11 protein-coding genes are annotated in these 11174 nt (G+C 44.4%); 7 read left to right on the forward strand and 4 right to left on the reverse strand.

Annotated features, from left to right (window positions below; genetic code table 11):
- Position 1 precedes the first annotated feature (1 nt).
- The 5 genes from infC (at position 2) to WR49_RS21275 (ending at position 1977) form a co-directional block, all read left to right on the forward strand.
- Positions 2 to 553, forward strand: coding sequence for a translation initiation factor IF-3 (gene infC, locus WR49_RS01725; RefSeq protein WP_077680304.1), 552 nt, complete (start codon positions 2 to 4; stop codon positions 551 to 553).
- Between the two features lie 104 nt (positions 554 to 657).
- Positions 658 to 852, forward strand: a complete 195-nt coding sequence (gene rpmI, locus WR49_RS01730; RefSeq protein ID WP_004738430.1) for a 50S ribosomal protein L35 — start codon at positions 658 to 660, stop codon at positions 850 to 852.
- A 42-nt stretch (positions 853 to 894) separates the two neighbouring features.
- Positions 895 to 1248 (forward strand): 50S ribosomal protein L20, encoded by a 354-nt coding sequence (gene rplT / locus WR49_RS01735; RefSeq protein WP_004733517.1) that lies wholly within the window; start codon positions 895 to 897, stop codon positions 1246 to 1248.
- 212 nt (positions 1249 to 1460) lie between these two features.
- Entirely contained in the window at positions 1461 to 1775 is a 315-nt protein-coding gene (gene yqfB, locus WR49_RS01740) for a N(4)-acetylcytidine aminohydrolase (RefSeq protein ID WP_017055195.1), read from the forward strand.
- A 49-nt stretch (positions 1776 to 1824) separates the two neighbouring features.
- Entirely contained in the window at positions 1825 to 1977 is a 153-nt protein-coding gene (locus WR49_RS21275; protein WP_156155654.1) for a hypothetical protein, read from the forward strand.
- 30 nt (positions 1978 to 2007) lie between these two features.
- Here the strand turns inward: WR49_RS21275 and WR49_RS01745 are convergent, their stop codons facing one another.
- From WR49_RS01745 to WR49_RS01760, 4 genes are all read right to left on the reverse strand, one after another.
- Positions 2008 to 3246 carry a leucine-rich repeat-containing protein kinase family protein gene (locus WR49_RS01745; protein WP_046222855.1) on the reverse strand — a complete coding sequence of 413 codons (1239 nt, stop codon included), beginning with the start codon at positions 3244 to 3246 and terminating at the stop codon, positions 2008 to 2010.
- A gap of 114 nt (positions 3247 to 3360) precedes the next feature.
- On the reverse strand, positions 3361 to 4935 hold the full coding sequence (locus tag WR49_RS01750; RefSeq protein ID WP_046222856.1) for an ABC-F family ATP-binding cassette domain-containing protein: 1575 nt from the start codon (positions 4933 to 4935) through the stop codon (positions 3361 to 3363).
- 488 nt (positions 4936 to 5423) lie between these two features.
- Complete coding sequence (locus WR49_RS01755) at positions 5424 to 6002, reverse strand: TetR/AcrR family transcriptional regulator (protein ID WP_046222857.1); 579 nt, start codon at positions 6000 to 6002, stop codon at positions 5424 to 5426.
- Positions 5999 to 7435: a coniferyl aldehyde dehydrogenase gene (locus tag WR49_RS01760; protein WP_046222858.1), complete on the reverse strand. Its 1437-nt coding sequence runs from the start codon at positions 7433 to 7435 to the stop codon at positions 5999 to 6001. Before WR49_RS01760 ends, WR49_RS01755 begins: the two co-directional genes overlap by 4 nt.
- Positions 7436 to 7996: 561 nt before the next feature.
- On the opposite strand from WR49_RS01760, the gene speA reads away from it, so the two are divergent.
- Together speA and speB are read left to right on the forward strand one after the other, a co-directional pair.
- On the forward strand, positions 7997 to 9904 hold the full coding sequence (speA, locus tag WR49_RS01765; protein ID WP_046222898.1) for a biosynthetic arginine decarboxylase: 1908 nt from the start codon (positions 7997 to 7999) through the stop codon (positions 9902 to 9904).
- Positions 9904 to 10830, forward strand: coding sequence for an agmatinase (speB, locus tag WR49_RS01770; protein ID WP_046222859.1), 927 nt, complete (start codon positions 9904 to 9906; stop codon positions 10828 to 10830). The genes speA and speB overlap by 1 nt, the downstream gene beginning before the upstream one ends.
- Positions 10831 to 11174: the final 344 nt, after the last annotated feature.

Below are 11174 nucleotides of genomic sequence, written 5' to 3' on the forward strand. Positions count from 1 at the left end.
TATTAAAGGCGGAAGACGTGGCCAACAACCGGCCAAACAAAACCAGCACCGTTTAAACGGTGACATTCGTGGCGTTCGTGAAGTGCGTCTAACTGGCGCAGACGGCGAAGCTGTTGGTGTAGTAACAATCGCGGAAGCGATGGAAGCTGCAAATGAAGCTGGTATGGATCTTGTGGAGATTAGCCCTAACGCCGAGCCGCCAGTTTGTCGTGTGATGGACTACGGTAAGTTCCTCTTCGAGAAGAGCAAAGCTGCGAAAGAGCAGAAGAAAAAGCAAAAGCAGGTTCAGATCAAGGAAATTAAATTCCGACCTGGAACTGATATTGGAGACTATCAGGTAAAACTACGCAACCTGACTGGTTTCCTAGAAGACGGCAACAAAGTGAAGGTAACAATTCGCTTCCGTGGCCGCGAAATGGCTCACCAAGAAATCGGTGTTGACGTTCTTAATCGTTTGAAAGTAGATACTGAAGAATTTGCAGTTGTCGAATCTTTCCCAACGAGAATTGAAGGTCGCCAGATGATCATGGTGTTGGCCCCTAAAAAGAAGTAATTAACGGCTTTGCAAGTAATTAAACCCTGCAGCCTCAGGTTGCGGGGTTTTATTCGCCCTAATTACTATGTTATTAACAACTCAACAATGCGGAGTTATTCATCATGCCTAAGATGAAAACCAACAAAGGTGCTGCTAAGCGTTTCCAGAAAACTGCTGGTGGTATTAAGTTTAAGCACGCTGGTAAACGTCACATCCTGACTAAGCGTACTACTAAGAACAAGCGTCAGCTACGTCCGAACTCGATCCTTCCTAAATGTGAAGTTGCTCAAGTTCTACGTATGATGCCATACGCTTAATTCTTTTTAGTTTATAAATTCGTTTAGTTTAGGAGAAGCATAATGCCTCGCGTAAAACGTGGTGTACAAGCTCGTGCACGTCATAAGAAAGTTCTAAAACAAGCTAAAGGTTACTACGGAGCACGTTCACGTGTTTACCGCGTAGCTTTCCAAGCAGTTACCAAAGCTGGTCAATACGCTTACCGTGACCGTCGCAACAAGAAACGTCAATTCCGTCAACTTTGGATTGCACGTATCAACGCGGCATCTCGTCAAAATGGTCTATCTTACAGCCGTTTCATCAATGGCCTTAAGAAAGCATCTATCGAGATCGACCGTAAGATTCTTGCTGACATCGCAGTATTCGACAAAGCAGCATTTGCTGTTCTAGTTGAAAAAGCGAAAGCATCTCTATAATTTAGAGTTAGCTTAAAGGTTTAAGAAAAGGAGAACTTCGGTTCTCCTTTTTTATTGCCTGTAATTTGGCTCCTTAGAGATTCCCTCCTTCCTTCCTTCGTCAGTCTTGGGAATGACGAGATGAACTTCCGCATCTAATTTTTATTCGCTTGATCTGGCATTCTGGTATATAAACATCTACCTAACCTTTAAATGTTAAGCGACCGATATAAATGACCGCACCAACTACTATGACGTTCTTTGGACGTTTTGAAGCTGACATCCTTTCTGGCAAAAAGACCATTACTATTCGCGATGAATCAGAGCGTGATTACCAACCGGGCAGCGTTGTTGAAGTCTCAACGTTAGAAGAAGGGCGCGTGTTCTGTAATCTTAAGATCATCAGCGTAGAACCAATTCTGTTCGATGAGCTGGGTGAGTTCCATGCACAACAAGAGAACATGACGCTGCAAGTGCTGAAAGATGTGATTCAAGATATCTACCCAGGTATTTCTCAGCTTTACGTTGTCTCTTACGAGCTAGTTTAATCGCTAACAACGCACCTTTAGTGCAGTTCTGGATGAATAGGAAGGATTAATGACTGAGTTATCGAGCGACACTAAGCAGCAAATCTTGCTTCAACTTTATTGTCGTGAGCAAACTGACCAGCCGTTAATTCCTCGTACCGAGCTCGACATCGATCTTTACGACAGCGAAGCGTTTTTAGTTTGGCGTGCAACCGAGCGTTAGCATTCTTTAAACTCGGTTTATCTGCTGCGTTTACGCTTCAAAGTTTGTTAGGCGAGAGTGCTGTTCACTGCCCACATCTTGCTTGGCACAAACCGTTAGTAGGTCATCAATAAAGTACTTGAGAGCGCGAGCTTCGATACGTCGAATGCCTTGCTGCTGCTCTTCATTCAAGTAACCATAGATGGTCGCCGCTCCAAAATCACCAAAGATCATTTGGCCTTGTTCATTGACTAGGGTGTTGTGCGCATACAAGTCACCGTGACAAACCTTGTTGTCATGCAGGTGATTAAATACATCGATTATCTGAGTCACAATGTTGTCGATTTGCGAGAGCGGAAGTTCAAAACCTTCTGGGAAAGTATCACGTGTGCAAGTCTCGAGTGTCGGTGGCAGACCTAGGTTGTAGTAGCTGCTTGGAATGAGTTCCATCACCAAAGCTAGGTAGTCCGGTTCCTCAACTTGAGCAATGGATTTTACCAAGTTGTTATGGTGGCCAGCTTGAAGGCACGCTTCTAGCTCATCATGTGGGTAACCGTCACTGGTGACTTCGCCTTTAAACACTTTAACCGCTACTTCTTGTGGGAAATCAAAGTCGCTATTTAGCCAACTCGCATGAGAGATCACGCCTGACGCGCCTTGGCCAAGTACTTGATTCAGTGAATAGCTTTGAGAGCTAACCGCAGGCACGCTATCTAAGCTGCTAGGGTGTTTGCAAAATGGATTACCCGCAAAGGCTAACCAAGCCAGCTTTGGTAGTTTAATAAGGAACTCAGGGAATTCAGTCAGTCGGTTTGCAGACAAGCGGACCAGTTCGAGGTTGGATAGCTTTTCCATACTCTCAGGTAAAGCGCGAAGCTGGTTGCCTGCGAGTGCCAGCTTTTGCAGTCTTGGCCTTTCACCCAGTGAGTTCGGTAGAACTTCGATGGCGTTGTCGGTAAGGATCAACCAGCGTAATTGAGGTGGCAGAGATACTTCGCTTACGGTTTTGATTTGGTTAGTCTTGAAACCGATCATTTCAAGCTTAGGAAGTGACCCAAGAACATCAGGAAGATGCGTGAACAGGTTATTCGACGCGAAGATAATACGCAGGTTAGTTAGCTTTGATAACTCGGCTGGTAGGTCTGACAGCTGATTACCTGAAAGGTCTAGAATCTCAAGCGAATCGGCAAGCTCTATGATTTCTAAAGGAAACTCTGTGAGACCTTCTGACAGTTTTAAGCGCTTAATACCGTTTAGTTGCCCTGATTTTAATTGTTCTAGAGTATGCAAACCTTAGCCTTATGAATAGATGTTCGAGGCGCGTAGTTTACTTGTCTCAATCAAGAAAGGCGAGCACCGGAACGATGCTCGCTTAACTAATCTCAGTGAACGAATCTACGAAGGTTAAAGTCGTATATGGTTTTGGCTGACGCCGACCTCCTCAATAAAATCAGCATCATGACTGACCAAGATAAATGCGCCTTTGTATCCACGTAAAGCGGACGCCAATATTTGCTTTGAGTCGATGTCTAGGTGGTTGTCCGGTTCATCGAGTAATAGAAGCGGGGTATCTTGCTTATGGCTAACGATTAACATCGCCAGTTTCATTTTTTCACCACCACTTAAATGAGCCACTTTTCGGTATACGGAGTCTCGCCTGAACCCCATTCCAGCGAGCAAGGTTCGTGCGTCGCTTTCTGTTAACCCAAAGCTGTGTGTCATCAAGCTATCGAACATAGTGTCGTTGGTGTCTAACAGGCCAAAGTGTTGATCCAAGTATACGGTCGCCCCTAAGCGCTTAATGGATCCGATATAGTTCGAGTGTTGGCCATGAATGGCTTTTAACAGTGTCGATTTTCCACACCCGTTAGCCCCGGTTAGATAGCATCGTTCCCCTTGTGATAGAGAGAAGCTAATAGGAGCACCAGAACCAAAATTTAGGCGACACTCTTCAACGGTTAATAGTGAGTGTTTTTTAGTAGTATTCGCTTGTTGTAGGTATAACGCTTGTGGTTTCATCCGCTCCTTCTGTTCTTTAAGCGACTGAAGTTTATGTTGGTTTTGGTCAATGAGGTTCCTTTGGCTTGTCGCAGACGCGGCTTGGCTTTGACCTGCTTTATCTTTCATCGCATCCAATAATATCTTGGGTTGGCTACCTGACTTTCTGAGTCGGTTTCCCTGAGATTCTCGCTGCTGCGCCTTTTCCTTGTTGGTTTGAGCTTGACGTTCGAGTCGTTTCTTTTCGGACTGATGATGCGCAATCTGTTTCTCTAGCGCGTCGCTTTGACTAGACACTTGTTTGAAGTAATCATCATAATTTCCTTTATAGAAACGTACGCCCAAGCTATTGAGATGGTAGATCCCGTCCATTTGTCTCAATAAGCTTCGATCATGGCTGACGATAAGTATTTTTCCTGCAAACATCTGGCACTGTTCGAGTACCCAATTGCGTCCATCGTTATCCAAATGGTTCGAAGGCTCATCGAGGATCAGTATGTCGTTATTTGATACGAATAGCCGATGAAGCTGTAACAGGGCAAGTTGCCCACCACTCAAAGAGCAACAAAGCGTGTTCAAATCACTAGTGATTTTGAGTGTACCTAGCAACTGCTGGGTACGTGTCTCTAAATCCCAATCATCTCCAACGATATTGAAGTGCTGCAGTTCGCAGCTACCTTGCTCTATCGCTTTTAATGCATCTAACTTTTCGGTGAGCCCTAAGAAGTCAGCGATGGTGATGTTGGTATCCAGTAGCGTTGATGGTAATTGAGAGTAAAAGCCGATTGAACCTTGGAGTGAAACACTGCCTGTTGTGGGCTGTTTTTGTCCCACTAGCAATGAAAGTAACAATGATTTTCCAGCCCCGTTTCTTCCGACTAGGCCGGTGAGGCGTGTACTCAAATTAAAGGTGATGTCTTTGAATAGCCACTCACCTGTATCGAGTTGGAATGAGAGATTGTTGGCTAATATAGTAGGCATAGAAATACCTCCCTTTACGTGTAAACGAGTAAAAGGGGTGAGGCGCTTATTCTATATAGAACCCTACACAGAATTCTATGTATAGACCGCCAAAGACGTTACTTACTTAGCATGCCAATCAAAGATAGGAAATAGGGTGTTGATCTGATTTCTGTCTTTGAGGTATTGAACTTAAAGATGTTTGTTTGTCAAAAAACGGATCTTTAAGAGCTTGATTTGTCGCGAAAATAGATGACGAAGTAACGCCCACTAACCCCCGAGTGTCCAAATGATTTTTATAAAAATAAATCGGATGTCAGGATGTTAGTACTTCATTATGGCGTTATTCTCTTTTGAAATGATGGTGGGATGGTACTGAAAGAACGTACTCTGAGTCAATATGCTGAGGTGATTAAATTGTGTTCAAATAATTAAAGCGCCTGTGTGGCGCTTTAGTGAGCATTATTGGAAATAAATTGAGTCTAGAACTTATATCTTTGGGCTTAAAGCTACTTGGTTTGTCCGCCAACGGCTCGCCAACACATATCAAAGCTATCGTTGATGTACTCCGATGTTTGTTCTGGTGGAGACTCGCTTTGTTCAATCAGCCAGTTTGCACAAATCAGAAAGTGGCTATGGATGAAGTGCCTAACAAGGTTAATGTCTAACACCATCAATTCACCATCCTCTTGCCCTTTCAAAATGATCTCGTCTAGCGATGCGAACATCTGTGAAACAATTACTTCTCGAGTTTGGGTCGTTGGGTCGAAATGAACATTGGTAAAGAACTTCATCGCAACCGGATTTTCTAATGCCCATTCAATTCCTGTGATCCACATGAACTTAAAAGCTTGGTAGCGATCTTCTATTGCCACATCAGTGTGCAGTTGAAGGGTCGAGAATAGCTCTAGCTTCAGCTCGCGAAACAGTTCATCAATCAATAGAGATTTGTTTTCGAAGTGGTGGAACAACGTCGCTTTCGCCACACCAGCTGTTTTCGCTATTTGTCCGGTAGATGTGCCCTCTAGCCCTTGTTGAGAGAAGAGCAGGAGTGCAGCATCTAGGATTTTTTGTCTTTTGGTGATCATCTATTGAGTACTTTGAACATCAGTTTCTTGATTGGGTTGTTGTAAGGAGGATGCATTAACTTGGTGAAGTTGATTTTTCCTCTGCTTAGAACGGTTTTGGCATGGCTAAAGGTCTTGAAGCCCTCAATGCCGTGATAGTGTCCCATGCCTGAAGGGCCGATGCCACCGAATGGCGCGTCTTCTGCAGCCACATGCACCAAAGAATCATTAATACACACGCCGCCAGAGTGTGTGTCTGATAAAAACTTGTCTTGGGTTTCTTTATTATGGCTCATTAGGTACAGAGCCAGTGGGCGTTCTCTCTCTGTAATGTAGCTGATTGCTTCTTCGATGGAATCATAAGGCACGATAGGCAGAACAGGACCAAACAGCTCTTCTTGCATCGCGAGCATCTCATCGTTCACTTCGGTGAGAAGGTGCGGCGTCATTCTGTGGTTTACATCGTCCTGTGCTTGTTCGGTTACCGTGTGAATAACCGCGCCTTTGGCTTGTGCGTCTTCAATGACACCTTTCAAGCGATTGTATTGGCGCATGTTGATCACTGAGGTTAAGTCTTTGCTCTCAATACCGGCTTTATAAAGCTTCTTGAAATAACGCTTATAAGCTGTGATGAACTCGTCCGTTTTTTCTCGCGGCAATAAGATGTAATCAGGCGCTACACATATTTGGCCAGCGTTTAAGCTTTTTGCAAACAGGATACGTTCAACAGCGTCAGCTACATCAAAATCAGGGGCAATGATGGTTGGAGATTTGCCGCCTAACTCCAGGGTAACTGGTGTTAAGTTGTTAGCCGCTGCTCTCATAACGTGTTTACCCACAGCGGTTGAGCCTGTGAAAAGGATATGGTCAAACGGCAGTTGGCTAAATTTAGCGGAAACGTCAGCTTCGCCTTCGATAATCGCAACCTGATCTTCACTAAAGCCTTCGGCCAACATCGCTTTTAAAACTCGGTTGGTTGCTGGAGTAAACTCCGACATCTTGAGCATCGACGTGTTGCCGGCTGCTAACGCTGTGATCAGAGGGCCTAAAGAGAGCATGACTGGGAAGTTCCAAGGAACAATGATACCCACAACGCCCACTGGCTGATAATGAACCGTGATCTTAGCTGGCGTTAGCATCAAACCAGCTTTGCGGCGTGATGGCTTCAACCACTTCTTAAGGTTCTTCGCGCTGTAATTGATCTGGTGAAGAGAAGGGGTGATATCAGCAATCAAGCTGTCGTGCTTTGCTCGATGGCCATAATCTTCAGATACTGCCTCAATCAATTGCTCTTGATAGCGCATTAACAACGCTTTTAGTACTGAGAGGTTTTCTCTTCTCTGCTCAAGCGTAGGATTAACGTTATTGCGGTAGTGATCTTTTTGTCGGTTGAACATTTGAACCATGTCGTTGGTGCTCGACGTGTTTGGTTCAAGGTCTAGATTATGGCTCATAGTATCCCCTAAATTCGAAAGCTGACCGATTGGTTGGTCAGTTAAAATTACAAGAAGATCGAACCGAATACAAGATATGTGCGAGAAAAGTTCAATTATTGAGCGGTTACAACATTGAAGTGAGCGACTTTTAGTTGGAAGAATGAAGTGTTAATCGGCATTGAATCGCGGGGTACAAGCTGTGTTGGTGATAGCGAGAGTTCAGATTGTGAAGTGCTTATATTTGTCACAACTCTGACTTAACCTCACCCAATTTACTAAAAATCTTATGGTTCCTGCACATTTTGTATCCCTAATTTAATGTGAGAAATTGCTTTATATTTAATGCGCTTCAGCCTGTTTTTTACCCTAAAACCTTGTAATTCCTTACCTGTCACTTTAAGTCAGATCGTCGATAAAAAAACGTAATCGTCACCACAAATATCAATGGTTGGACTCGCTCTTAATAATATCGGTTAATGCAGCCAACAAATCGTTTTTGAACGCTTTTTGTTGGGTTATACCTCGCTATTCCAAAGAGGTATCTTCTGTCGATGGCCCTATAGTGTGAGGTCTCTAGAATTGGAAAATTCGGTTAATTTGGAACGCATCCGTGCTGAGTATAATGTAAAGCACTGGAGCCAAGGTTTTTATGGAATTGATGACAACGGTGAGGTGTATGTTTCACCGAGCGAAACCGATCATCAAGTTCCGCTAAGTCAGATCGTAAAACAGTTAGAGCAGCGAAATATTGGCTTGCCTGCTCTTGTGCGTTTTCCTCAAATAGTGCATCAACGTGTGCACAATATCTGTAACGCATTCAACCAAGCGATCGACGAATATCAGTACGACAATCGTTACCTACTTGTTTATCCGATTAAAGTTAACCAACAAAAAGAAGTGGTTGATGAGATCTTAGCGAGCCAAGCTCAATTAGAGCAGAAGCAGCTAGGACTAGAGGCGGGCAGCAAACCTGAGCTATTGGCAGTATTGGCGCTGGCTCAAAAAGCGAGCTCTGTGATCGTGTGTAACGGTTACAAAGACAGAGAATACATCCGTCTTGCGCTGATTGGCGAAAAGCTAGGCCACAAAGTATTTATCGTTCTAGAGAAGTTGTCAGAGCTTGATCTTGTTCTTTCTGAAGCGAAAGCACTTGGCGTAAAACCTCGTTTGGGTTTACGTATTCGTCTTGCTTCTCAAGGTGCAGGTAAATGGCAAGCAAGTGGTGGTGAGAAGTCGAAATTCGGTTTGTCTGCATCACAAGTATTGACCGTTATTGAACGCTTGAAAGCAGAAGATCAACTGGATGTTCTAGAGCTAGTACACTTCCACCTTGGCTCACAAATGGCGAATATTCGTGATGTGCGAAATGGTGTGAGTGAAGCGGCTCGTTTTTACTGTGAACTGCGTGACATTGGTGCTCAACTGAAGTACCTAGATGTGGGTGGTGGTTTGGCGGTCGATTACGACGGCACACGCAGTCAATCTTCAAACTCAATGAACTACGGTTTGCTTGAGTACGCTCGCAACATCGTGATGACAGTAGGGGATATTTGTAAACTCTACAATCAACCACAGCCTGTGATTATTTCGGAATCTGGTCGTTCACTGACTGCGCACCATGCAGTGCTAGTGACTAACGTGATTGGTACCGAAAGCTACTCGCCAGAAGACATGACGGCGCCAGAAGCAGATGCACCACTGTTGCTAAACAACATGTGGAAGAACTTCTTGGAGTTAGATGCAGGTAATGATGACCGTGCGCTGATTGAGATCTACAACGACACGCAAAGTGATATCGCAGAAGCACACAACCAATTTGCGACAGGCATGCTGAACCTTCAGCATCGTGCTTGGGCAGAGCAGATGTCTTTACGTATTAACTACGAACTTAGCTCTCGAATGAGCACTAAGAACCGTTACCACCGTCCTATTTTGGATGAGTTGAGCGAGCGTTTGGCTGATAAGTTTTTCGTGAACTTCTCGTTGTTCCAATCGTTGCCAGACGCTTGGGGTATTGATCAGGTGTTCCCTGTATTGCCATTGAGCGGTTTAGACAATGCGGATGAGCGTCGTGCAGTGGTGCTGGACATCACTTGTGACTCCGACGGTACGATTGACCAGTATGTTGATGGCCAGGGCATTGAAACAACGTTGCCAGTTTCAGCATGGAACCCAGACGAACCTTACCTGATGGGCTTCTTCTTAGTAGGCGCATACCAAGAGATCTTGGGTGATATGCATAACCTATTTGGTGATACGCACAGTGTCGTGGTGAATGTTGATGAGAGCGGAGAAGCAAACATAGACTACGTCAACGAAGGCGACACGGTTGAAGATATGATGCGTTATGTTCATATCGATATGGACCTAATTCGTCAGAACTACAAAGAATTGGTAACGACTAAAGTACCAGTGCAAGAACAGCAGAGTGTACTTGAAGAGTTAGAGCAAGGCTTGATGGGTTACACCTATCTTGAGGATTTTTAATGAACGATCTATTTACGAAACCAGATTACTCGCTGTATTCCAATGCGATGACGTTTATGCGTCGTCCTTTGGTACAAAACCCAATCGATAACGATGCTGATGTGGTTGTGTTGGGTGCGCCGTTAGATATGGCGACGTCTGGTCGACCGGGGGCTCGTATGGGACCGGATGCGATTCGTCGTGCGTCAGTTAACTTGGCGTGGGAAGGCAAAAAATTCCCTTGGGACTTCAATGTATTTGAACACACCTCGGTAATTGATGCTGGCGATCTTGTATTCGATTGTGGTGATGCAGAAGACCTAACTCAGCGCTTAGAAGCGGCTGCTGATGCGATTCTGAATAGTGGTAAAACTTTGTTAGGTTTAGGTGGCGATCACTTCATTACACTGCCTTTGCTAAGAGCGTATGGTAAGAAATATGGCGAGATGGCTCTGATTCACTTCGACGCGCACACTGACACTTACAGTCAGGGCAGTCATTACGATCACGGTACTATGTTCTACCATGCGCCAAATGAAGGCTTAATTTCGCCTGAACATTCAGTGCAAATTGGTATTCGTACAGAGTACAAGCAGGAAGGACACGGCTTTAACGTTATTAACGCGATGCAAGCGAACGACATGAGCGTAGACGAGATCATTGCTCAAGTAAAAGGCATTGTCGGTGATAAGCCAGTTTACCTAACGTTTGATATCGATTGTCTGGATCCTGCCTTTGCTCCGGGTACAGGTACTCCGGTATGCGGCGGTTTGAATTCAGATAAAGTTCTGAAAATTATCCGTGGCTTGCAAGGTATCAACATGGTTGGTATGGACGTTGTAGAAGTGTCTCCTGCCTATGACCAAAGCGAAATTACAGCATTGGCTGGTGCGACGATTGCTCTCGAGCTGCTTTACGTTTGGACGGCGAACCGCCTTGCTAAATAGTTGTGTGTCATTGCTAACAGCATAACGCTATATACTGATTTTAAAGCCCACTAAGGTTCAACTTAGTGGGCTTTTTTGGATACCTCGAAATATCCATTTGCAACTTCTACTCATTGTCCCTGCATATCCATTTAATACTCTAACGGTTGTATATGCAATTGACGCCATATGCGGTGTTTGAACAGTTTCTCATCAGCTTTATGCTGCACCTTGTCTCAAATATGGGATTTAGTTCTTCTTTGGGGTTTAGGTATATATCGACCCTATCAATCGCCCATAAATCCTAATGATTTATCAACTTTATTACTGTATATATTTATAAAAATTTGAGGTGTAATTAAGGT

The sequence above is a fragment of the Vibrio sp. ECSMB14106 genome, assembly GCF_000972265.1.
Taxonomy (GTDB): domain Bacteria; phylum Pseudomonadota; class Gammaproteobacteria; order Enterobacterales; family Vibrionaceae; genus Vibrio; species Vibrio kanaloae.

Excerpts from the sequence above, each read along its gene's own strand:
- WR49_RS01755 (WP_046222857.1), bottom strand. The coding sequence starts at position 6,002 with ATGATCACCAAAAGACAAAAAATCCTAGATGCTGCACTCCTGCTCTTC.
- rplT (WP_004733517.1), top strand. The coding sequence starts at position 895 with ATGCCTCGCGTAAAACGTGGTGTACAAGCTCGTGCACGTCATAAGAAA.
- rpmI (WP_004738430.1), top strand. The coding sequence starts at position 658 with ATGCCTAAGATGAAAACCAACAAAGGTGCTGCTAAGCGTTTCCAGAAA.
- WR49_RS21275 (WP_156155654.1), top strand. The coding sequence starts at position 1,825 with ATGACTGAGTTATCGAGCGACACTAAGCAGCAAATCTTGCTTCAACTT.
- WR49_RS01760 (WP_046222858.1), bottom strand. The coding sequence starts at position 7,435 with ATGAGCCATAATCTAGACCTTGAACCAAACACGTCGAGCACCAACGAC.
- speB (WP_046222859.1), top strand. The coding sequence starts at position 9,904 with ATGAACGATCTATTTACGAAACCAGATTACTCGCTGTATTCCAATGCG.
- WR49_RS01750 (WP_046222856.1), bottom strand. The coding sequence starts at position 4,935 with ATGCCTACTATATTAGCCAACAATCTCTCATTCCAACTCGATACAGGT.
- yqfB (WP_017055195.1), top strand. The coding sequence starts at position 1,461 with ATGACCGCACCAACTACTATGACGTTCTTTGGACGTTTTGAAGCTGAC.